23 protein-coding genes are annotated in these 22042 nt (G+C 71.3%); 12 read left to right on the top strand and 11 right to left on the bottom strand.

What is annotated here, in order from left to right:
- Window positions 1–188: 188 nt before the first annotated feature.
- Window positions 189–1445: a chromate efflux transporter gene (gene chrA / locus FDO65_RS16895; protein ID WP_137450894.1), complete on the bottom strand. Its 1257-nt coding sequence runs from the start codon at window positions 1443–1445 to the stop codon at window positions 189–191.
- Between the two features lie 170 nt (window positions 1446–1615).
- Here chrA and FDO65_RS22265 point away from each other — a divergent pair, with 170 nt between their 5' ends.
- The 3 genes from FDO65_RS22265 (at window position 1616) to FDO65_RS16880 (ending at window position 2707) form a co-directional block, all read left to right on the top strand.
- On the top strand, window positions 1616–1915 hold the full coding sequence (locus tag FDO65_RS22265; protein WP_166442256.1) for a WXG100 family type VII secretion target: 300 nt from the start codon (window positions 1616–1618) through the stop codon (window positions 1913–1915).
- A 1-nt stretch (window position 1916) separates the two neighbouring features.
- Window positions 1917–2201: a WXG100 family type VII secretion target gene (locus FDO65_RS16885; protein WP_137450892.1), complete on the top strand. Its 285-nt coding sequence runs from the start codon at window positions 1917–1919 to the stop codon at window positions 2199–2201.
- 98 nt (window positions 2202–2299) lie between these two features.
- Window positions 2300–2707: a DUF3151 domain-containing protein gene (locus tag FDO65_RS16880; protein ID WP_137450971.1), complete on the top strand. Its 408-nt coding sequence runs from the start codon at window positions 2300–2302 to the stop codon at window positions 2705–2707.
- Window positions 2708–2736: 29 nt separating this feature from the next.
- Here the strand turns inward: FDO65_RS16880 and FDO65_RS16875 are convergent, their stop codons facing one another.
- Entirely contained in the window at window positions 2737–3957 is a 1221-nt protein-coding gene (locus tag FDO65_RS16875) for a pyridoxal phosphate-dependent aminotransferase (protein WP_137450891.1), read from the bottom strand.
- Between the two features lie 47 nt (window positions 3958–4004).
- A complete protein-coding gene (locus tag FDO65_RS16870) occupies window positions 4005–4679 on the bottom strand; it encodes a hypothetical protein (RefSeq protein WP_205850116.1) in 675 nt (224 codons plus the stop codon).
- Window positions 4680–4775: 96 nt separating this feature from the next.
- On the opposite strand from FDO65_RS16870, the gene FDO65_RS16865 reads away from it, so the two are divergent.
- On the top strand, window positions 4776–6065 hold the full coding sequence (locus FDO65_RS16865; RefSeq protein WP_137450890.1) for an adenylosuccinate synthase: 1290 nt from the start codon (window positions 4776–4778) through the stop codon (window positions 6063–6065).
- 6 nt (window positions 6066–6071) lie between these two features.
- Here the strand turns inward: FDO65_RS16865 and FDO65_RS23140 are convergent, their stop codons facing one another.
- The 4 genes from FDO65_RS23140 to FDO65_RS16845 all read right to left on the bottom strand — a co-directional run bounded on the left by FDO65_RS23140 (window position 6072) and on the right by FDO65_RS16845 (window position 10139).
- On the bottom strand, window positions 6072–6584 hold the full coding sequence (locus FDO65_RS23140) for a GNAT family N-acetyltransferase (RefSeq protein ID WP_166442255.1): 513 nt from the start codon (window positions 6582–6584) through the stop codon (window positions 6072–6074).
- Window positions 6565–7950 carry an HNH endonuclease signature motif containing protein gene (locus FDO65_RS16855; RefSeq protein ID WP_137450888.1) on the bottom strand — a complete coding sequence of 462 codons (1386 nt, stop codon included), beginning with the start codon at window positions 7948–7950 and terminating at the stop codon, window positions 6565–6567. Before FDO65_RS16855 ends, FDO65_RS23140 begins: the two co-directional genes overlap by 20 nt.
- Window positions 7951–8083: 133 nt before the next feature.
- Window positions 8084–9163: a hypothetical protein gene (locus tag FDO65_RS16850; RefSeq protein WP_137450887.1), complete on the bottom strand. Its 1080-nt coding sequence runs from the start codon at window positions 9161–9163 to the stop codon at window positions 8084–8086.
- A gap of 199 nt (window positions 9164–9362) precedes the next feature.
- Window positions 9363–10139 carry a maleylpyruvate isomerase family mycothiol-dependent enzyme gene (locus tag FDO65_RS16845; RefSeq protein ID WP_166442254.1) on the bottom strand — a complete coding sequence of 259 codons (777 nt, stop codon included), beginning with the start codon at window positions 10137–10139 and terminating at the stop codon, window positions 9363–9365.
- 183 nt (window positions 10140–10322) lie between these two features.
- On the opposite strand from FDO65_RS16845, the gene purD reads away from it, so the two are divergent.
- The 5 genes from purD (at window position 10323) to FDO65_RS16820 (ending at window position 15325) form a co-directional block, all read left to right on the top strand.
- Window positions 10323–11588 (top strand): phosphoribosylamine--glycine ligase, encoded by a 1266-nt coding sequence (gene purD, locus FDO65_RS16840; RefSeq protein WP_137450885.1) that lies wholly within the window; start codon window positions 10323–10325, stop codon window positions 11586–11588.
- Between the two features lie 4 nt (window positions 11589–11592).
- The gene (locus FDO65_RS16835; RefSeq protein ID WP_137450884.1) at window positions 11593–12774 is read left to right on the top strand and encodes an aminotransferase class I/II-fold pyridoxal phosphate-dependent enzyme; all 1182 of its coding nucleotides are present in this window, start codon (window positions 11593–11595) and stop codon (window positions 12772–12774) included.
- Between the two features lie 215 nt (window positions 12775–12989).
- Window positions 12990–13178, top strand: coding sequence for a hypothetical protein (locus tag FDO65_RS16830; RefSeq protein ID WP_137450883.1), 189 nt, complete (start codon window positions 12990–12992; stop codon window positions 13176–13178).
- A 20-nt stretch (window positions 13179–13198) separates the two neighbouring features.
- Window positions 13199–14194, top strand: coding sequence for a DNA polymerase domain-containing protein (locus FDO65_RS16825; RefSeq protein ID WP_137450882.1), 996 nt, complete (start codon window positions 13199–13201; stop codon window positions 14192–14194).
- Window positions 14195–14236: 42 nt separating this feature from the next.
- Window positions 14237–15325: an NAD-dependent epimerase/dehydratase family protein gene (locus FDO65_RS16820; RefSeq protein ID WP_137450881.1), complete on the top strand. Its 1089-nt coding sequence runs from the start codon at window positions 14237–14239 to the stop codon at window positions 15323–15325.
- Window positions 15326–15441: 116 nt separating this feature from the next.
- Here FDO65_RS16820 and FDO65_RS16815 read toward each other — a convergent pair whose 3' ends face one another.
- The gene (locus FDO65_RS16815) at window positions 15442–16194 is read right to left on the bottom strand and encodes a fasciclin domain-containing protein (protein ID WP_137450880.1); all 753 of its coding nucleotides are present in this window, start codon (window positions 16192–16194) and stop codon (window positions 15442–15444) included.
- Between the two features lie 242 nt (window positions 16195–16436).
- On the bottom strand, window positions 16437–18050 hold the full coding sequence (locus FDO65_RS16810; protein WP_137450879.1) for a molybdopterin-dependent oxidoreductase: 1614 nt from the start codon (window positions 18048–18050) through the stop codon (window positions 16437–16439).
- Between the two features lie 303 nt (window positions 18051–18353).
- Here FDO65_RS16810 and sigK point away from each other — a divergent pair, with 303 nt between their 5' ends.
- From sigK to FDO65_RS16795, 3 genes are all read left to right on the top strand, one after another.
- A complete protein-coding gene (gene sigK, locus FDO65_RS16805; RefSeq protein ID WP_137450878.1) occupies window positions 18354–19001 on the top strand; it encodes an ECF RNA polymerase sigma factor SigK in 648 nt (215 codons plus the stop codon).
- Window positions 18998–19780, top strand: a complete 783-nt coding sequence (locus tag FDO65_RS16800; protein ID WP_137450877.1) for an anti-sigma factor — start codon at window positions 18998–19000, stop codon at window positions 19778–19780. The genes sigK and FDO65_RS16800 overlap by 4 nt, the downstream gene beginning before the upstream one ends.
- A 107-nt stretch (window positions 19781–19887) precedes the next feature.
- Window positions 19888–21183 (top strand): GAF domain-containing protein, encoded by a 1296-nt coding sequence (locus FDO65_RS16795; protein WP_205850115.1) that lies wholly within the window; start codon window positions 19888–19890, stop codon window positions 21181–21183.
- On the opposite strand, the gene FDO65_RS16790 is transcribed toward FDO65_RS16795, so the two are convergent.
- Both FDO65_RS16790 and FDO65_RS16785 read right to left on the bottom strand, forming a co-directional pair.
- Window positions 21174–21461 (bottom strand): DUF7336 domain-containing protein, encoded by a 288-nt coding sequence (locus tag FDO65_RS16790; protein WP_137450876.1) that lies wholly within the window; start codon window positions 21459–21461, stop codon window positions 21174–21176. The genes FDO65_RS16795 and FDO65_RS16790 overlap by 10 nt on opposite strands.
- Before the next feature lie 156 nt (window positions 21462–21617).
- A complete protein-coding gene (locus tag FDO65_RS16785) occupies window positions 21618–21821 on the bottom strand; it encodes a cold-shock protein (RefSeq protein ID WP_137450875.1) in 204 nt (67 codons plus the stop codon).
- Window positions 21822–22042 lie beyond the last annotated feature (221 nt).

Genomic DNA, 22042 nt, shown 5'->3' with positions numbered 1-22042 from the left:
TGGGCTCGGGGCCGACACCGGACCGGTCGTCCCACCCATCGTAGGCAGGGCCGCGGCGACCCAGTCGGGTTGGCCGCCGCGGCCCGCGCGTGAAGGAGTCGGCAGCGCCGCGGGAAATACGCGAAAGTGCCGACGAATTCGCCTGTTCCGGTTGCTGCCCTGATCATCCGTGATGCCCGGTTCGGGGGTCAGAGCAGCAGGGCGCCGACGACCGCCGCGGCCACCACCACCGCCCACGGGGGCACCCGCCACATCTTCAGCGCCACGAAGGCGGCGGCGGCCACGGCGAGCGATCCGACGGATGTCACCCCGCTGGTGAAGACCGGGGTGTAGAGGGCGGCCGCGAGGACGCCGACGACACCCGCGTTCACCCCGGCCACCACGCGTCGGGTCCGCCGGGCTCCGTCGCCCCCGGTGCGCTGCAGCCAGGCCCAGGACGGCAACACCCCGACGACGAGCAGTGCGCCGGGCAGGAAGATCGCCACCAGGGCGACGAGACCGCCGACCACGCCGGACGGTGACTGCTCGTTGGCCGCGCCGAGGAAGGCGGCGACCGAGAACAGTGGGCCGGGCGCGGCCTGCACGGCTCCGTATCCAGCGAGGAACACGTCCTGGTCGATGAGCCCGGCCGGCACTGCGGACGACTCGAGCAGCGGCAGCACCACGTGACCGCCGCCGAACACCGCCGCGCCCGCCCGGTAGCAGACCTCGGCCAGGCGGAGCGCGCCGTTCCCGGTCGCGGTGGCCAGCGCCGGCAGCGCGACAAAGAGGACGGTCGCCAGGACCAGGCAGGACGCCGCCGCGGTACGGGAGACGGGGGACCGGGCGGGGACCGACGCGTCCGCGGCACCGGTCCCCGCCGTCGCTCCGGCCAGCCAGACCGCCCCGACGAGCCCGGCGCCGAGCAGGACGAGCAGGGCCGTCCACGGCCCGGGCAGCACCAGGACCGCGATCATGGCGCCGACGGCGATGGTCGCCCGGCGGGCGTCGGGGGTCAGGGTCTGCGCCATCGACAGCACGGCGAGCGCGACGACGGCCACGGCGGCGGCCAGCAGTCCGCGCAACCAGCCGGCCCCGGTGGTCGGCACGGCATCGATGCCGTACGCCAGGCCGATCATCAGCAGCGCCGACGGCATCGTGAACGCCACCCAGGCGGCGAGCATCCCCCGGTACCCGGCCCGTTGCAGCCCGAGCACCATGCCGACCTGGCTCGACGTGGGCCCGGGCAGGAATTGGCAGAGGGCCACGACGTCGGCGTAGGCGGCGTCCGTCAGCCATCGGCGCCGCTCGACGAGGTCGGCGCGGTAGTAGCCGAGGTGGGCGACCGGCCCGCCGAACGACGTCAGTCCGAGCCGCAGGAACACCCGGAACACCTCGGCCGCCGACCCCGTCGGAGCCTGGTCGGCTGATCCGTCACCCCGCCTGCGCGTCGTCACGACGCGCATCCTGCCCACTGCCGGCCAGACGTGCGAGAGCCACCCCGCGGCGGGGGGGAGCTGTCCACATACCGGCGCACCATCCACAACCGATCGACGGCGCTGGGGTGTGCGCACCCCCGACGGCAGCATCCTGGTCAACGCCGGAGAAGCCGGCCGGGTCAGAGAGGGACCGCACCGTGACCACATTGCAGCTCACCACCGAGAGGGTGGCCGGGACCGCGTCGGCCGTGACCGACACCAGCGCCGCGCTGGCCCGGGAGATCGGCACCATGCAGGACCTGCTGGGGCAGATCCGGTCCGGCTGGCAGTCGTCGGAGGCGGCGCCCCGGTTCGCGGCCGCCATGGAGAACCACCTGCTCGAGGCGTCCCAGCTCAAGGACGCCCTGCTCAGCCAGGGCACCGCGCTGTCCGACGTCGCCGGCCGGTTCGCCGCGACCGAATCCGCCCTGGCCGCGGCCGTCCCGGGGGCGGTGTGACATGGCGACCATCACGGTGTCGTACGCGGCCCTGGCCTCCGGCTCGGAGGGACTGGTCGCGACGTGGTCGCGGATCGAGGGCCTGCTCTCGCAGTTGGACGGTCAGGTGGCCGCGACCGGCGACATGTCGGCCGAGACGCTGACCGCGTACCGGGCGCTGAAGTCCCGGTGGGATGCCGCGGCGGACGCGCGGCAGGCGATGCTGCAGCAACTCGCCGTCAGCGTCGGGGATGCGGGTGTCCGCTACCGGCAGGTCGACGCGGCCATGGCCGCGCAGTTCGGCTGAGCGCGCCGGGCGCACGGTGGCCGGGTGGTCGGGCCGGCCGGCGATGGCAGGATCGAGCCCATGATCGTGTGCCCGAACCTGCCCTCGGCGGCCTCCCGATGAGCCCCGTCAACCTGCTCGGCCCGCCGCCGGTCTCACTGCCGGAGGATCCGGCCGCCGCCGATCTCGCGGCCGGGGTGCCGGCCATCGACGTCGCCCGGTCCTACCCCGCGTCCTGCCTGGTGTGGGCTGTCCTGGCCGAACAGGCGTTGGACGCCGGGCAGGACGTGACCGGGTACGCCTACGCGCGGGTCGGTTACCACCGCGGTCTGGACGTGCTGCGTCGGCACGGCTGGAAGGGCGCCGGTCCGGTGCCGTGGGCGACGGAGAACAACCGCGGCTTCCTGCGCGCCCTGTCGGCTCTCGGGCAGGCGGCGGCGCTCATCGAGGAGACCGACGAGGTCACCCGGGTCCGGGCCTTCCTGCTCGACGCGGACCCGGAGATCCCGGCCGAACTGCTCCCGTAGTCGCCGTTCGGTCGGCGAACGAGGCCGGCTCAGCCGGCTCGCAACGTTTCCAGGTAGGAGGCGATCCGGGTGATCGCCTCCTCCAGGACGGACACGTCCGGCAGGGTGACCAGCCGGAAATGGTCGGGCTCGAACCAGTTGAATCCGGTGCCGTGCGTGACCAGGATCTTTTTGGTGCGCAGCAGATCGACCACGAAATCCTGGTCGTTCTCGATCGGATAGACCTCCGGGTCGAGCCGGGGGAAGCAGTAGAGGGCGCCCTCCGGCTCGGTGCAGCTGACCCCGGGGATCTCGTTGAGCATCCGCCAGGCCAGCTTGGACTGCTCGTAGAACCGGCCACCGGGAACGATCAGTTCATTGACCGACTGGTAGCCGCCGAGGGCGGTCTGGATCGCGTGCTGACCGGGGACGTTCGCGCACATCCGCATGTTGGCCAGCAGGGTGAGGCCCTCGAGGAAGTCCTTGGCGGTGTGCTTCGGGCCGGAGATCATCACCCACCCGGCCCGGTAGCCGCACACCCGGTAGGCCTTGGACAGGCCGCTGAAGGTCAGCACCAGCACGTCGTCACCGGCGATGGCGGCGGCATGGTGATGGATGCGGCCGTCGAAGATGATCTTCTCGTAGATCTCGTCGGCCATCACGACGAGGTCGTGGCGACGGGCGATGTCCATGAACGCCCGGAGCACCTCGGGCGAGTAGACCGCGCCGGTGGGGTTGTTGGGGTTGATGAGGACAATCGCGTAGGTCTGGTCGGTGATCTTGGACTCGATGTCCGCGAGGTCGGGGATCCAGCCGTTCTCCTCGTCGCAGCGGTAGTGCACCGCCTTGCCGCCGGCCAGCGTCACCGCCCCCGTCCAGAGCGGGTAGTCGGGCGCGGGGACGAGGATTTCGTTGCCGTCGTCGACGAAGGCGGTGAGCACCATGGAGATCAGCTCGGACACGCCGTTGCCGATGATGATGTCGTCGACCTGGGTGTTGATGAGGCCCTTGGACTGGTAGTACTGCGCGACGGCGGTCCGGGCCGAGTAGATGCCCCGGGAGTCGCTGTAGCCCTGCGAGTCCGGCAGGTGCTGGATCATGTCGGCGAGGATCGTCGGCGGGGCCTCGAAGCCGAACGGTGCGGTGTTGCCGATGTTCAGCTTGAGGATCTTGTGGCCCTGGGCCTCGAGGCGCTCGGCCTCCTGGAGGATCGGTCCTCGCACGTCGTACCGGACGCCGCGCAACTTCAAGCTCTGGGTGACCTGCCGCATCCGATCAGAGTGTCATCCCGGACGGCCGGAACCGACGCCGGGTGCGCTCAGCGGGGCCGGGCCACCCACATGGGTGCGGTGTGTCGGTAGAACGTCCACCGGTCCATCGGGCGCGGATAGGTCTCGCCGTCCCGGACGATCGTGCTGCCCGGGCGCAGGCCGAACTGCACGGCTCGTCCCCGGGTGATGGTCTCCCGGTGGCCGATACCCAGCAGTCGCCGGTGGCGGACGGCGACCGCGACACCGTGGTCGGGGTCCGGTTCGACCTGCACGCTGCTCGCCGCGCCACGGAGCACGAGCGCCGCGTCGACATACACGGTGGCATGGATGGGGCTGAGTTCGCCGCGCCCGATCAGCACGCCGCCGGCGTCGTCGCGAACCAGGGGTGTCGGCGCCGGCGCAGCGTTCCGGGCGGTGTCGGCGCGGGCCGCCGGATCGTCGGGCAGGCCCCACAGTCTGGCGACCCGACCCGGAGCGGTGGGCAGGAAACCGACGGTCACCGAGGCCAGCAGGTCCTTGCGGAGCAGTCGGACCGTGACGGCGGCCAGGTCGGCGTCGGTCCCCAGGACGATCGCCCGGTTCGTACCTGTCAGCAGCGGGTCGATGGTCTTCCCGGGGCGTGGGCCGACGTGTCGCGGGGCGTCGTCGGGGTCGAGGCCGGGGGGCGGGGCGGCTGGTTCCGGCCGGCAGTCCAGGACCACGACCGTTTCGTCCGCTGACAACGGCTACCCTTCCCCCTGGCGTCGCGCCGTCGTGGTCACCGGGAGTCGGCGAGCGGCACGCGGCCGGACGGAACTGCGAATCGGTGGGAGTGTGCCATGTCGGTGATGGTGCTGATTGGCGCCCAGTGGGGCGACGAGGGCAAGGGCAAGGCCACCGATCTGTACGGCGAGCGCGTGCAGTGGGTGGTGCGGTACCAGGGCGGCAACAACGCCGGTCACACCGTGGTGCTGCCGGACGGCCAGTCCTACGCCCTGCACCTCATCCCCTCGGGCATCCTCACGCCCGGCGTCACCAACGTCATCGGCAACGGCGTCGTCATCGATCCGGCCGTGCTGCTGCGGGAGCTGGCCGGGCTGGACGAGCGGGGCGTGGACACCAGCCGCCTGCTCATCAGCCACGACGCGCACCTGATAATGCCGTACCACGTGGCCATCGATAAGGTCGCCGAGCGTTACCTCGGAAAGGCCAAGATCGGCACCACCGGGCGGGGCATCGGTCCGGCCTACGGCGACAAGGTGGCCCGACTCGGGGTCCGGGTGCAGGACGTCCTGGATCCGTCGATCCTGGCCCAGAAGGTCGAGTCGGCCCTGGACATCAAGAACCAGATCCTGGTCAAGATCTACAACCGCAAGGCCCTGGATGCCGGCCGGATCGTCGACGAGGTCCTGGAACAGGCGGAGGGGTTCAAGCACCGGATCGCCGACACCAAGCTGCACCTGAACCAGGCCATCGGCCGCGGTGAGCACGTCCTGTTGGAGGGCTCGCAGGGCACGCTGCTGGATGTCGACCACGGCACCTACCCGTACGTGACGTCGTCGAACCCGACGGCGGGCGGGGCGGCGGTCGGTGCGGGCATCGGCCCGACGACCATCACCGCGGTCCTGGGCATCCTCAAGGCGTACACGACGCGGGTCGGGTCGGGTCCGTTCCCGACGGAGCTCTTCGACGAGTGGGGCGAGTACCTGCGCAAGACCGGTGGCGAGGTCGGTGTGACGACCGGTCGGCTGCGGCGCTGCGGCTGGTTCGACGCCGTGATCGGTCGCTACGCGACCCGGGTCAACGGCATCACGGACTACTTCCTCACCAAGCTGGACGTGCTGTCGTCGCTGGAGCAGGTGCCGATCTGCGTCGCGTACGACGTCGACGGCGAGCGCTGCGACGAGATGCCGCCCACCCAGACCGGTTTCCACCACGCCAAGCCGGTCTACGAGATGATGCCCGGCTGGTTCGAGGACATCAGCGGCTGCCGCACCTTCGAGGAGCTGCCGGCCAACGCCCAGGCGTACGTCCGTCGCGTCGAGGAACTGGTCGGCGCCCGGGTGTCGTCGATCGGGGTCGGACCGGGCCGGGATCAGACGATCGTCCTGCACGACGTACTGGGCTGAGCGCGGTCACGGTTCGGCCAGGGCCCTGCTCACCTCCAGCATGCCCTCGTCGTCGAGGTGGTCGGCGACGGTGAAGCCGGCTCGGCGGAGGGTGGCCAGGCTGGGGGTGTTGGTCGGTTCGACGTATCCGAGCACCCGATTGACGCCGAGCTCCGCGCACCGCATTCGCAAGCCGAGCAGCAGCGCCGTGCCGAGGCCACGTCGGCGGAACTGCGGCGCGATGTAGTACGAAAAGAACCCGGTAGGGCCGTCCACCTGCAGGTCGAGAAGGCCCACGGACTCGTCGTCGGTGACGGCGATCCACCCATGCCGCTGGGCGGACAGCAGCGGGAACCATGCCGTCGGGTCACGGAAGAAGCCGAGTGAGTTTGACCGTCGGGATCGTCGTCGAGCCAGCCCCAGATGAGATTGGTGTGCTCGGGGGTCACCGCGACCAAGGCGATCGAGGTGCGGGGCATGCTCAACGTGTAGCACGGGCGCGGGTTGGAAACCCGCCGCCTCAGAACGGTGGCGGGTCATCGCCGTCTGCCTCTCTCTCGAGAAGTGCTGTTGCCGAGCTGGGTTCGGGTGGCTCCCAATGTCGGGTGTGTGGTCGGGTGTAGGTGCGGCCGAGGGGGGTAGTCCAGTGGTGGTCGCCGTCTTCGGTGCGCAGGAGCTGGTAGCCGCCGGTGTCTTTGGCGCGGTGGTGGCGGCGGCACAGGACGGCCAGGTTCTCGGCCGAGGTGTCGCCGCCGATCTGTCGGCCGGGGTGGAAGGGTTCGCGGTGGTCGACATCGCAGCGGTGGGCGGGTTGCCGACAGCCCGGCATCACACAACTCTGGTCGCGGGTGAGGACGAAATCGGTGAGCGCTGTGGGTGGCGCATAGGTGGTGCGCCCGTAGTCGAGCAGGGTTCCGGTGACGGGGTCGCAGACCAGGCGCCGCCAGGTGGCGTCGGCGGCGATGACCCTCGCTTGGGCGGGGGTGATGGGTCCGTGCCCGACCAACTCGGCGACCTCCCCACGCCCGGACTCCGGGTCGAGCAGGGCGGTGGCGGGGAGGGTGACCAGCAGGTGGGGGCGTCGCCGCTGCGCCGTGGGTAGCAGTTGGTCGGTGGGGAGCAGGCCGCGGTCGAGGATGTGGGTGCACACGTCGACCAGGGCATCGACCCGCCGTTCCCCGATCGACCGGTCATCCCCGGTTGCGGCGTCGGTCTTGGCGGCGTCGGCGGCGGCGGTCAGGCAGTCCCAGATCACCGCGACGTCCTGCGCGGTCCCGTACAGCGACAGGCACGCCATCCCATCCGATTCACTACGGCGGGACACGTACCGGCGGCGGCGGGCGGCTTCGTGGCGGCGCTGCGCGCCGTCGGGGTCTCGGCGGATCACCGAGCGGGTCACGAGGTTGCGCAAGCCCGGGATGGTCGACGCCCCCGCGCCCGGGAGGACATCGGCTTCGACCTGGGCGGTGGTCTCGGCGGTCAGGTCGGCGGTGCCCCGGCAGATCACCGACGCCTTGCCCGGGGAGATCCGGCCCTGCTCCAACGCGTCCAGGGTGGCCGGGCAGCGGGCCGTCAACTCCGTCGCCTCCAGCAGGTAACGACCCGCCGTCGATTCGGCGACCCCGAGCGCGAGGGCCAGTTCGGTGGCCAGGAACTCCTGTACCCCGCCCGGATCCTCAGACGCCGCCGCCGACAACTCAACCAGATCATGGATCTGCTGCGCCGACTCGTACGCGACCCACCGTTGCCGGGCGATCACCGCGTCCAACAGCACGTTGGCCCAGTCCCGCGCCGAACACCCCACCGGACGCTCCGGCCGCGACCCCAACAAGGGAGCCAACCCCGACGGCGGAGCGGACGCGACATCGAAACGCCACTGCGCCAGCGGGGAGTCTGCGACGAACATGCCTCATCGTAACCGCTAGTACGAACGTGTGTCTAGTTCGTACATGTGTTCTCCCAGATGCATCAGCCTTGACGAGACGGCGAAAACGTAGTGCTGGTTGCCCACCTGCTGCCCAGGTCGACAACCGGGGGGCTCATGGCATCGCGGCGATGTCCGCGTCGGTCATCGAATGGACCTTCCATCCAACTGTCGTGACGACCGTGAGGACCGCGACGCCGCCGACGACGGGGGACGAGGCGAGCAATGGCGTGTCCTGCGATGCACTGACGCACAGAGGGATTAACGCAACCAGGAGTGAGGCGCCGAGCAGTACCGAGGTGAAGACCAGTCGCGCCCGCCGGCTCGTCAGGGTCACCGATAGTGCGAGTCCCAGAGCGAGCGACGCAGCAGTGGTCGCCACGGCGAACTGTTGGAGGCCCGCTACCCAGGTCGTGACGCCCCCGGCCAAGAGTGCGGCGACGCAAAAACTGGCATGGTTCTGTACAGACCGCCGGTGAGCGACAACGGCCAAGGCAAGGAACACCATCCCTGCGCCACCCGCGATGGTGAATATCCCCGCGAAGTGATGATCATTCGTGCCCCATATCGTCGAGGATGGGGTGGATCCGTTTGCTTCCAGTGCGGCGAGGGTGGTGGACACCGCGCCGGCAATGGCGAAAGGTGTACCAATCAGTGTGAGCACGACTCGGGGTGAGGCGCGGAACAGAATCAAATATCCGCCGACGAGTGTCATGCCTGCTGTCATGATCGCCACGCTCAATCCGGACCAGGTGGCGTCAATTGATTCGAGACGGTCGATAAGTGCTCGAATGGCGTCGAATGCTACGGTTGTGGTCGCCACAATGGCTAGGCCGACCGAGATGGTCGCGGCGCGGGTCCAGAACCCGTGGGTGGGGTCGTTCAAGATGATGTACGCGGCGCAGATGACCACCGGGACGGCCCACAAAAGGTCGCTGGTTTCGTTGACCCGCAGGCCGACGGTGATGGCTGCTGCGGCCCACAGTAGCCGGGCGCCGTAGTCGAAAACCCACCGGGGGAATGTGGATGCCGGCGTGCCCGCCGCAATGTCTGCCCAGTGGCGCGGCTCTCGAACCGCGAGCCACGCCAGCGCAGCGACTGCTGCCAGGGTGCCGCCCAGTTGATTGAATACATGGTTGACCAGCAGGCTGGCGACTGCTGGCCATTTCAATAAATTGCGAGCCCAGGCCCTCATCGGGTCAAACCCTCCCCGTCATGCAGCGCGTTTCGCCGTCGGCAGGCCGAACTGTAGCAGCGATTTACCGCGGGTCAAGTATTCAATTACCAGCAATACGGTAATCCGTATTTCTGGTTATCAAGAAAGCTGGCTAGCTAGCCGACCAGTGAAGGCCTGGGTGAGCTCGGCAGGTAGCTGGCGAACGCACGCAGCACCTTCACACCCAGCTGATCCGCACCGTCTCCCGCCAAAGGCCCAGGGCGTCCTCACTGCCGGTCTCGGCGATGTCGTCGCCACGGTTCCAGAGGCCGAGGTAGACCCCGGCGGCGGTGCCGGAGATGACGGCGGTGGCGTCGGGCGCGGCTTCGCGGACGACGACGGGCGGTTCCTCAGAGACGGTGACGGTCCAGGCCAGGTCGAGGTCCGTCGGGGCGATGACGAACCGGAACGTCTCGTCGCTGCGCAGCCGGCTCCGCCGGCGCGGTACGAAACCGGTCACCAGTTCATCGATACCGTCGGCGGCCACGGCGGTGTCGATGTCGGCCTCGTGGGTCGAGGCCAGCCGGCCGAGGCGGGCGGTGAGGGCGTCGACCCGGTGGATGGTGGTCTCGTGGAGTTGTCGGCGGGCCCAGAACAGTCGCGGCGTAAGGGGATCGGCCAGGAAGGTGAAGGCCGGTAGGTCGTCGGGGGCCTGTTCGAGCGCGGTGGCCAACCGGTCGACCCCGGTGGCGAACCAGTCCTGCAGGGCCGCGCTGCCCCGCCGACCCGGACCGGCAAAGAGGGGAGCCAGCTCGTCGTCGGACAGGTTCTCGGTGCGACCGTCGCGCACCACGGCCGTCGCCCAGCGGTGCACGCCGGAGACGTGCGCGACCAGGTCGACCAGTCGCCACTCCGGCGCGGTCACCACCCGGTCCCGGGGGTCGGTGTCGCCGATGGTCTCGACCATCAGATCGCGTTCCCGCCGCAGGAATTGCAACGCCGTCGCAACGGTCATGGGGGCAGGGGCGGCGCGGGACATACGGGCAGCATCACATGATCACCGCATCCGTGACGGGTCAGATCGCCGTGCGAGCGGGATGTCCGGAACCTCCCGGGCGTCCGGGTGCCGGTCAGGACCGCCGGCGCCGTGGTCCGCGACGTTTCCGACGGACCCGCCGCTGCCGATAACCTCAGGTCCGTGCACATTCTGGTGATCGGCTCCGGGGCCCGCGAACACGCGCTGCTGCGAGCGCTCGGCCGTGACCCGGGGGTGTCCGCGCTGTCCGTGGCGCCCGGCAACGGCGGTACCGCGGCCCTGGCCACCACCTACCCGGTGGACGTGGCCGATCCGATCGCCGTCGCCGACCTGGCTGAACAGATCAAGGCCGATCTGGTGGTGGTCGGTCCCGAACTGCCTCTGGTCAACGGCGCGGTCGACGAACTGGTCCGTCGGGGCATCCCGGCGTTCGGGCCGACCCGCGCCGCCGCGCGCATCGAGGGCTCCAAGGCGTTCGCGAAGGACGTCATGGCGGCCGCCGGTGTCCCGACCGCGGCGAGTGTGGCCGTGACCGCCGAGGACGGCATCGCCGGCGCTCTGGACGCCTGCGGGTCGCCGTACGTCGTCAAGGACGACGGGTTGGCCGCCGGCAAGGGCGTCCTGGTCACCACCGATCGGGCCGCCGCCGAGGACCATGCGCGGGCCGTGCTCGCCGGTGGGCACCCGGTCCTGGTCGAGGAATACCTCGCCGGACCCGAGGTGTCGCTCTTCGCCATCTGCGACGGCGAGATCGCCGTCCCGCTGCTGCCCGCTCAGGATTTCAAGCGTCTGGGCGATGGTGACGCCGGCCCCAACACGGGCGGGATGGGGGCCTACGCGCCGCTGCCCTGGGCTCCGCCCGGTCTGGTGGAGACGGTGCAGCGCACTGTCCTGGACCCGGTGCTGGCCGAGATGGCCTCGCGCGGAACGCCGTTCGCCGGTCTGCTGTACGCCGGCCTGGTACTGACCAAGGACGGGCCGAAGATCATCGAGTTCAACTGCCGGTTCGGTGATCCCGAGGCGCAGGTGGTCCTGGAACTGCTCGACTCCCGGCTCGGCCGGCTGCTCGACGCCGCCGCCCACGGCAAGCTGGGCTCGGTCGGTCCGCTCTCCTGGGGGCCGTGGTCGGCGGTCACCGTCGTCGTCGCGGCCGAGAACTACCCGGGTAGCCCGACCACCGGCGATGTCATCACCGGCGCGGACCTCGACGGTGTGCTGCACGCCGGCACCGTCCGTCGCGAGGACGGCTCGGTGGTGTCCAACGGCGGTCGGGTGCTGTCGGTGACGGCCACCGGGAACACGTTGGCCCAGGCCCGGGAGAACGCCTACGGCAAGGTCGCGCAGATCAGTCTGCGGGGCGCGCAGTTCCGCACCGACATCGCGGCGGCCGCGGTCGACGGCCGGGTGAGCGTCCCCGGGACGGCGTGACGTCATGACGATCGGCGGCCCGCCGGCGCGCCCGTTCGGTCCCGCGCGACGGGCCGCGGCGCCGCCGTTCTACGTCATGAAGGTGTGGGCCGCCGCGCAGCGCCGGCTGGACGCCGGTCTCCCGGTCCACAACCTGGCTGCCGGTCAGCCGTCCACACCCGCCCCGGCCCCGGTCCTGGCCGCGGCGCACCGGATGCTGGACGAGGAGATCCTCGGCTACACCGAGACGACGGGGATCGCTCCGCTCCGCCGGGCGATCGCCGGCCACTACCGGCGGCGCTACGACCTGTCGGTCGACCCGGACTCCGTGGTCGTCACCACCGGCTCGTCCGGGGCGTTCCTGCTGGCCTTCCTCACGGCGTTCGACGTCGGCAGCCGGATCGGGGTTCCCCGCCCGGGTTACCCGGCGTACCGCAACCTGCTGCACAGCCTCGGCTGCGAGGTCGTCGATCTGCCCTGCGGTCCGCAGACCCGGTTCCAGCCGACGGTGGACATGGTCGCCGAATCCGGCCTGGACGGGCTGGTCGTCGCCAGCCCGGCCAACCCCACCGGCACCATGCTCGACGAGCATGAGCTGGCCGCTCTGGCCAGCCACTGCGCCCGGACGGGCGTCCGGCTGATCTCCGACGAGATCTACCACGGCATCACCTATGGCGGGCGGACCTCGTGCGCCTGGAGCACCGACCGGTCCGGCGTCGTCGTCAACTCGTTCTCGAAGTACTTCTCGATGACGGGGTGGCGGATCGGCTGGCTGCTGGCCCCCGACGACCTGCGGGAATCCATCGACGACCTCGGCGGCAACCTCGCCATCTGCCCGCCGGCCCCGGCCCAGTACGCGGCGCTGGCCGCGTTCGACGGCACGGCCGAATGCGACGGCCACGTCGTCCGCTACGCCGAGAACCGCCGTCGCCTGCTCCGCGGGTTGGCCGATCTCGGGATCGACCGCACTGCCCCGGCCGACGGCGCCTTCTACGTCTACGCCGACATCGGCCACCTGCTCGACGAAACGACCCCCGACAGCCTGGCCTTCACCGACCGCCTGCTGGCCGAGGCCGGGGTGGCGGCGGCGCCCGGTATCGACTTCGACCCCGTCGACGGTCACCGCTTCGTCCGGTTCTCCTTCGCCGGGGCGACCGCCACCGTGGATGGGGCCCTCGCGGCCCTGCGCACCTTCCTCGGCCGTTGAAACGGCGGCCGACGGGGAACGGGAAGAGTGCCGGTCGTCGGTTCGGTTCCGTTGGCTGATCCACCTGCATCATCAGGGTGGGGAATCAGGGGTTTTGCCGGAGGCGCCGACCGTGCCCGGGGGAGCACAGTGGACATCGACGGTGGGGGCACGTGCCGCCGCCGACGAGGAATGCGACCGACCCCGGCCGAACTCACCACGAGAGGACTCAGATCATGGACAAGGCACTCAAGATCGTCGGCGCGGCGGTCGTCATCTTCTTCGCGGTCAGCCTGGTGCTGTGGCTGATCGGCAAGGTCTTCGCCGGCCTGTTCTGGATCGCCCTGATCGCGTTGGGCATCTGGGCCGTCACCGCGATCGCCAACAACAAGAAGCGCGGCCAGGTCGGCGGTTACCGGCGCTGAACCGCCGCTGAGTCCGGACGGTGAGCGCCCGGCGCGCGCCCGACGAGACCCGCGGCGGGGTCGAGCTCTCTTCGCTCGACCAACCGCTGTCCGGTGATACCGGGGTCACCAAGCGAGAGCTGATCGACTACCTGGACGTGATGGCCGACCGGCTGATCGGTGAGCTCACCGGTCGGCCGTTGTCGGTCGTCCGGGTCCGCCCGGGGCAGCCCGCGTTCATGCAGAAGAACCTGCCCGAGTACGCCCCGGACTGGATCCCCACCATCACCGTCTGGTCGGAGGCCTCCCACCGGCAGGTGCGGTATCCGGTCGTCGACGACCGGCGGACGCTGCTGTGGCTGGGCAACCAGCGGTCCGTCGAGTTCCACGTGCCGCTCCACCGGGGGCACGACCCGCAGGCCGCGCCTCCGGATGCCCTGGTGCTGGACCTCGATCCGCCGGCCGGGGCGGAGTTCGCCGACGTCGTGGTCGTCGCCCGCGCCGCGCGGCAGGCGCTGGCCGACGTCGGACTGGACGCGGCGGTGAAGACCAGCGGGTCCAAGGGGCTCCACCTCGTCGTCCCGCTCCAGACGGCCGGGACGGACGCCCTGAGCAGCGACGACGCCGCGGCCGCTACCCGGGCCCTGGCCGTGCGGGCCGCTGCGCTGGCTCCCGGGCTGTCCACCACCGAGTACATCGTCGCCGACCGGGGCGGCCGGATCTTCGTCGACGCCACACGGTCCCGCGGCGCCACCGTGATCGCCGCCTACAGCCCACGGGTCCGCCCCGGAGTACCCGTCTCCTGCCCGCTGTCCTGGCTCGAGCTCGACGCGGTCGGCCGGGTGTCGGACCTGACCGTCGACGTCGTGCCGAAGCGCCTGGCCGCGGCCGATCCCTGGCGGGATGAGCGGCCGCCGCCGCAGCTCGTCCCGGCCGAGATCGTCGCCGAGGGGCACACCATCCCGGTGGCCCGGGTCGCCGCGATGCACGAGGGGAAGCGTCGCGCCCGGGCCCGACGGGGGACGACCGGCGGCTGAGCCAGTCCGGTCCGGACGGCCGGAGTGGGGAACTGTCCGGCCATGCGCATCGTCATCATGGGAGCCAGCGGTAACCTCGGCACCGCCCTGCTCGACCGCATCCGCCGCGACCGGACCGATGTCGACGTCGTGGCGGTGGCCCGGCGGATCCCGGCGGCGGAACCTCCGTACGACACGTCCCAGTGGGTGGCCGTCGATGTCACCGCCGAGAACACGGCCGGGCGGCTGGCCGGCGTCTTCCGCGGTGCGGACGCGGTCGTCAATCTGGTGTGGGGCTTCCAACCCGCCCGGGATCCCGAACGGTTGGCGGCGGTCGGGGTCGGGGGCCTGACGGCAGTACTGGCCGCGGCCCGGGAGGCGGCGGTGCCGCATCTGGTCCATGTGTCGTCCGTCGGCGCCTACCGGGCCGGACCGACCGGGCCGGCCGGCAAGGAGCGGGTGGACGAGTCGTGGCCCACGGACGGCATCGCCACGTCGGTCTACAGCCGGCAGAAGGCGGCGGCGGAACGGCTGCTGGACCGCGCGGAACTCGAACAGACCGGTCGGGATCCGGTGATCACCCGGCTGCGCCCCGGTCTGGTGCTGCAGCGGGCGGCCGGCAGCAGTCTGCTGCGCTACGGCGCCCCCGCGTTGCTGCCGTCATGGGCGCCGGCGCTGCTCCCCGTGCTGCCCGTCGGGCGGTCGCTGAACGTCCCCGTGGTGCACGCCGACGACGTGGCCGCCGCGCTGCTGGCGGCGGTCGACCGCCGGGCCGCCGGGCCGTTCAATCTCGCCAGCGACCCGCCGATCACCGGGGTGGACATCGCCGATCGCCTGCGGGCGTGGTCGGTGGACCTCCCGCCGTGGGCCATCGGCCGCGCCGCGCGCCTCGCCTTCGCGGCCCGGGTCTCCCGGATCGACGCCGGCTGGATCGACCTGGCCTACGCCGTCCCGCTGCTCGACACCACCCGCGCCCGTGAGCTTCTCGGGTGGGAGCCGGGCTACGGCTCGCTGGATGCACTGGACGAGACGGTGGCAGGCGTGCGGGCGGCCGACGCGACCGGCAGTCCGGTGTTGCGCCGCCGAACGGTCCTGAACCAGCTCACCGACCGGCTCGCGGACGGGCCCATCACCCGGCGCCGGGTGAGCTGAAAGCTGCCCGTTCCCGGACAGGCCGAAGGCCCGACCGGACGTCTCCGGTCGGGCCTTCGGGCTCGGTGGTGGGAAGCGGTGCTCCCCTTGGCGTGCCTGACGGCACGCCGGTGAGATCAGCTGGCCGGCGGGGTCAGCACACCGTCGATCAGGTAGACGGTCGCGTTGGCGGTCTTGACGCCACCGCAGATGACGTTCGCGTCGTTGACCTTCAGCGAGTCGCCGGAGCCGGTCACGGTCAGCGTCTTGCCCTCGACGGTGGTGTGCTCACCGACGACCTGGTCCGGGGACAGCTGCCCGGACACCACGTGGTAGGTCAGGATGCTGGTCAGCGTGGCGGAGTCGGTCTTCAGCGTCTCGAGCGTGGCGGCGGGCACCTTGGCGAAGGCCTCGTCGACCGGGGCGAAGACGGTGAACTCGCCGCCGTTGAGGGTGTTGACCAGGTTGACCTGCGGGTTGAGCTGTCCGGAGACGGCCGCGGTCAGGGTCTTCAGCAGCGGGTTGTTGGAGGCGGCGGTGGCGACCGGATCGGCGGCCATGCCCTCGACGGAGCCGGCGCCGGACGGAACCGCGGCGGCGTAGTCGGCGCAACCCGGGCCGACCAGGCTCGCACCCTCGGCCATCGCGCCGGAGCTCATGGAGCCGGAAGCCATCGCCGACGAGGACGACGGCGAGGAAGACGTCATGCTCGACATGGCACTGCCGGCGGCCGACGTCATGCTGCCGGCGGCGGAGGTCGCGCCGTTCGCGACGCTCCCGGCCGCGGAGGTGGCGCTGGAGACGGCGGAGCCGGCTCCGCCACCACAGGCGGCGAGGACGAGGCAGGTGCCGGCGGCGGCGATGAGTCCTGCGGTGCGCTTGAAGGCCATGGATTCTCTCCTTGTTCGGCGATCGTCACCGGGTGGTGCGACCAGGGGGACGGGAAAGGAAAAGCATTGCGACAAAAGCGATCTGGAGTCCTCGTTCGAGGTACCTGCCTGAAAGCTGCTGTCTTGATTGCTCTTCGGTGCACGTACCCAGGCGGATTGGTGCGTAGGCAGGAAATTTCGTAACGAATTGGTCAGGTGGGTCCGAACGAACGACGGGGTACGTCCAGCGGCCGTCGAGCGGGTCAGACGGTCACCGTGACGACGCGCGAATCCAGTCCGGTCGCTCCGTCGGGTACTGTGCCGACGACCTGCTCGGCCTGGGCGTCGCCGTTGCCATCGATGGCGCGGCACTCGATGGTGTGCTGGCCGCGGTCGGCCGGCCACTGCCACTCCCACTGCCGCCAGGTGTCGACACTCACGTCACCGGACAGCGTCGCGTCCTGCCACTCGCCCTTGTCCACCCGGACCTGCACCTTGGCGACGCCGCGGTGCTGGGCCCAGGCCACTCCCGCCACGGTCACCGTGCCGACGGGCAGGTTGGCGAACGAGGCGGGCACGTCGATGCGGGACGCCGTCTTGATCGGCGCCTGCGCCGCCCAGCCCCGGTCGGTCCAGTAGGCGCTGACGTCCGCGAACTTCGTGACCTCGAGATCGACCACCCACTTCGTCGCCGAGACGTAGCCGTACAGACCGGGAACGACCATCCGCACGGGGAACCCGTGCTCCACCGGCAGTGGTTCGCCGTTCATGGCGTAGGCGAGCAGGGCGTCCCGGCCGTCGGTCAGGGCGGCCAGGGGAGTGGTGACGGTGAAGCCGTCGACACTCGTCGACAGCACGCAGTCGGCGCCGTCCTGGGGGCCGGCTTCGGCCAGCAGGTCGGCCAGGCGCACACCCTGCCAGGTGGCGTTACCGGCCAGGTCGCCGCCGACCGGGTTCGAGACACAGGTCAAGGTGATCATCCGCTGCAGGGCGGGACGCCCGGTCAACGCGTCGAAGTCGAGGGTGATCTCGCGATCGACCAGGCCGTGGATACGCAGCTGCCATCCCTGCGTGGTCAGTTGCGGGACGACGAACGCGGTGTCCACGCGATAGAAGTTGGCGTTGTCGGTGACGAACGGGGTGAGTCCCGGGACGTCGAGCGCCACGTCCGACGCGATCTGCTGGACGTCCGTGGGCGTCGGGAGCGTGATGGACCCGCGGCTCGCCGCGGACTGGGCCGAGTTGGGCAGGAACCTGGCGGCCACACCGGCCACGGCGGCACCCGCTGCGCCGATGCCCGCCCACTGCAGAAAGCGGCGGCGGTCGGCGCGGCCACCGGACCCGCTGTGCACCTCACCGGTCAGCGCAGCCTCAGGGTCGCCGGCCCGGCGGAACAGGGTGATGAGCAGCGCGACGCCGGCCACCCCGCCGATGACCAGCGGCAGCAGATCGACCGGTCCGGAACCGGTGCGCGTCAGGATCGCGATGCCGGCCACCACCAGCAGGGCGGCCGCCACGACGACGGCGACGGTCAGCCGCCACCGCGCGACGATGCCGATGACGGCGGCGGCGATCGCGACCGTCACCCCCATGCCGACGGTCAGCGCGACCTTGTCGTTCTGCCCGAACGTCGAGATGGCGAACTGCTTGAGCCACTCCGGCGTGAGGCCGATGAACGACTGGCCGAGCGAGGTCAGCGGCGAGGCCGCCGCGCCGGTCAGCGACAGTCGGCCGCCGAGCACGGCCAGCAGCTCGGCCAACGCCAGCCCGAGCCCGATGGACACCAGGCCGCCGAGCGCGGCGACGCCCACACCGGGCCGCCAGGTGGACGGTTCGCGGGCGGGGGCACCGGGGGTCGTGAGGCTGTCGGTGTTCATGTGGGTCCTTCGATGCGGGCGGGTGTCCGGATGGGATCGAACGGGTGGTCGTGACCCGGAGTCGCCGGCGGCGGTCCCGATCGCTGTCACCGTCTCGAGGGGTGCGCGGGGTGGGAGCTCCACGGACGCCCGTCATTCGGAGGTCGACGACATCCGCTCGATGCCCACGGTTCGCCACGACCACACCGACACCGCCCATCCGGGTCGCGGTCGGCGACGAATGAGAGACAGCTGCTGGGATGAGGACCCCGGCGTGGGAACGACCGGACAGCCCCCGGGCCGGTGATCAAGGAGGAACAGCGGATGCCATCACCCGCTCACGAACCGGACAGGCCCGCGCTCGCCGCGGTGCCCGACCCCGGTCCCGCCGACTCCGGCGTCCGGCAGCGCGACGGCCGGTCCCAGGGCGGTGAGGCCGAGGTCCTGCTGCAACGGGTCGCCCGCGGCGACGAGGACGCCTTCGAACGGTTCTACGACCTGTTCGCGTCCCGCGTGTTCGGGCTGGTCCGGCGGGTCGTCCGCGACCCCGGCCAGGCCGAGGAGGTGGCCCAGGAGGTGTTCCTGGAGGTCTGGCGACGGGCCAGTCGGTTCGACGAGAGTCGGGGCTCGGCCACCGGCTGGGTCCTCACCCTGGCCCACGCCCGGGCCGTCGACCGGGTCCGGTCGGCGCAGGCGGCCACCGATCGCGAGGTACGGGTCGCCGCCGCCACCACCGAGCGCGACGTCGACACCGTCGTCGAGGAGGTCGAGCAGCGCTTCGAACGGCGGGCCGTCCAGCGATGCCTGGGCACGCTCACCGACCGCCAACGTGAATCCATCACGTTGGCCTACTACAGCGGATACACCTACCGGGAGGTGGCCGAATTGCTCTCCACGCCGCTGCCCACCGTCAAGACACGACTCCGCGACGGCCTCATCCGGCTGCGCGACTGCCTGGGGGTGGCGTCATGACCCACTTCGCTGATCCCGGCCGGACCGGGACCGATGGGACCGATCCGCACCTGGACACCGGGGCCATGGCCCTGCACGCGCTGTCCGACGAGGAGGCCGAACGCTTCCTCGACCACCTCGACGGGTGCTCGTCCTGCGCGCTGGAACTCCAGGGCTTCCGGGAGACCGTCGCGCTGCTGGGCTCGACCTTCGCCCAGGCACCGCCGGCGTCGCTGCGCACCTCCGTGCTGGCCGCGGCCCGGCGCACCCCGCAGCTCCCGCCGGTCGTCGCCGACCAGGCGCGGCACCGGGCGCCGGCCGGGCCGGCCCGGGCGAAGGCGGCCCGGGCCTGGTACCAGCGGCCCGCCGCCTGGCTGACCGCGGCGGCGGCCGCGGCCGTCCTGGCGGTCGGCACCTTCGGGGTCGTCCGCTCCGTCACCCCCACTCCGGACACCCAGGTGGCGCTGGCCGACTGCGTGTCGGCGGCGCCCGACACCCGGGTCCTGAACCCGGGGGCCGCCGCCGACGGGGTCGTGCGGTTCGCGCCCTCGTGTGGTGCCGCGGTCGTCGACGTCAGCGGGTTGCCCGCGTTGCCGTCCGGTCGCACCTACCAGTTGTGGGTGCTGGCCGGCGACCAGGCCCGCTCGGTGACCCTGCTCGACACGGCCGCGACCGGCCAGTCGCAGGAGTGGACCGCGACGACCCGCGCCGGTGACACGGCCATCGGCATCACCGCCGAGCCGACGGGAGGGTCGCCGCAGCCCACCTCGGCCCCGCTCTGGGCGGTCACGCTGACCTGACCCGGCCGGCGCCGACTCTCCCGCGGGAGGGTCGGCGTCGGATGGGCGGGTCAACCCGGCGTGGCATACCGCACAATGGGGTACATCCCCAGCCCTCGGAGGCGCCAGTGTCGGCCCCACCCGAACGTCGGCCGCCGTCCCGGGCGGACGGACCGCCAGCTCGGCGTCCGTCCGGCGCCGGGGTCCGGTCACCGTCCCGCCCGGTCGAGCACGCCCCCGGCCGGGCGCTGGTGGTCGACTCCTGGATGCGCTCCGCCGCGGCCGGCGTCGACGCCGAGGACGGCGTGGCCCCCGTCGCCGACGACATCGACGAGATCCCCGATCGTCGCAGCGACCACCCGTTGTCCCGCGTCTTCCCGTTGCTCTACGACGTGCTCGGGGCGGCGGCGGAGGACTGCGACGCGGTGATGGCCCTCGGCGACGCCGAGGGCAAGTTGCTCTGGGTCTGCGGCCGCCCGAGCGTGCTGCGCAAGGCCGAACAGATCCACTTCATGGAGGGCGCGGTCTGGGCCGAGCGGGAGGCCGGCACGAACGCGCCCGGCACCGCGTTGCGCCTGGACGCCGCCGTGCAGATCCGCGCGGGCGAGCATTACGCCCGTCGGGTGCAGAACTGGTCGTGCGCCGCCGCGCCCATCCACGACCCGGAGACGCAGACGCTGCTCGGCGTCGTGGACGTCACCGGTGGTCACGCGGTCGGCACCCCGCAGACGCTGGCCATGGTGCGGGCCGCGGCCCGGATGGCCGAGGCCGAACTCGGCCGGCTGGCCGCGGTCGGCCGGGGCCGGACGACGAGCGCCGGCCTGTGGGCGCCGTTGAACGTCGTCGGCCTGCGGGTCGACGCCCTGGGGCGCCCCGACTGCCAGGTCGACACCGGCAGCCGGTCGCTGCGGCTCAGCTCCCGGCACAGCGAGATCCTCATCGTGCTCGCCGAGCGACCGGACGGCGTCACCGGTGAACAGCTCGCCGTCGAGGCCTACGCGGAGGACGTCAGCCTGTCGACGGTGCGCGCCGAGATGACCCGGCTGCGGTCCCTGCTCGGGCCCGACGTGCTGCAGTCCCGGCCCTACCGCCTGCAGGTGCCCGTCGAGGCCGACTGGTTGGAGGTCACGGCGCGGCTCACCGTCGGCGACGTCCGGTCGGCCCTGCGGGCCTACCGGGGTCCTCTGCTGCCGCGTTCGGAGGCGCCCGCCGTCGTCGACCGCCGCGACCAGTTGCAGCAGCAGCTCCGGTCCGCGGTGCTGGCCAGTGGGGACGCCGACCTGATGGTGGCCTGGACGCGGGCCCGCTGGGGGGCCGACGACGTCGAGATGTGGCGGCGTCAGGCGCGGATCCTGCCGCCCGACTCCCCGCTGCGACCGCTGGCCGAGGGGGAGGCCCGGCGGCTCGATCGGCTCTACGGCTGACTCGCCCGCTGCGGGATCCACTGGCCGAAGCCCTCGTCCCAGGCGGGCAGGTCCACGGTGTAGGCGTCGACCAGGAAACAGTCGGGTTCGTCCCGGAAGCCCGGCTGGGTCCGGGCCAGCGCGATCCGTTCGTCCGCCCGGTCCCGGGTACTGAACACGCCGAGCAGCTTGACGTCGTCGCCGTCGGTCTCTTCCCAGCTCAGCTCACCGTCGCGGGCGTGGACCACCTGCCCGCCGGTGGCGTGGTGCCGGACGTGCCAGACGAGGTGGACCTGCATCGCCGGAGCGTGACACCGTCACCGGCGCCCGGCGGGGATGTCGGGCCCGCCGTCATTCGGACGGGTGACGGCGTGCAGAAACGAGTCAGGGGCCGCCCGACGAGTCGGACGGCCCCTGAGTTCACGTTCGGCAGTGCCGAGCGATCACGCTCCCGATCAGACGGGGGTGACGCCGGTGGCCTGCGGGCCCTTGGTGCCGGCGGTGACGGTGTAGCTGACCTGCTGGTTCTCCTCGAGGGAGCGGTAGCCGGTCGCCTGGATCTCGGAGTAGTGGACGAAGACGTCCGGTCCGCCGTCAGCCGGGGTGATGAAGCCGAAGCCCTTTTCCGCGTTGAACCACTTCACAGTGCCCTGAGCCATGTTGCATTTCCTTCCGGAGGGTGTAGCGCCGAGGATGTTGTCGGCACGTGCTGAGACCGTCTGAATCGACGTCATCACGAGCAACATCCGGAAGTCACGCAGTGGTGAAAACCGTCAAGCACAGGGTGAACGACGAAAAATCTGACCTCGCCACTCACTATCTCACACCGACCGCGTCGATGGGTGATCCACTACCCCGGTCGATGCTGAAACATTCGAAC

The organism is Nakamurella flava, assembly GCF_005298075.1.
GTDB lineage: Bacteria > Actinomycetota > Actinomycetes > Mycobacteriales > Nakamurellaceae > Nakamurella > Nakamurella flava.
This window is presented reverse-complemented; position numbering and strand designations above follow the sequence as displayed.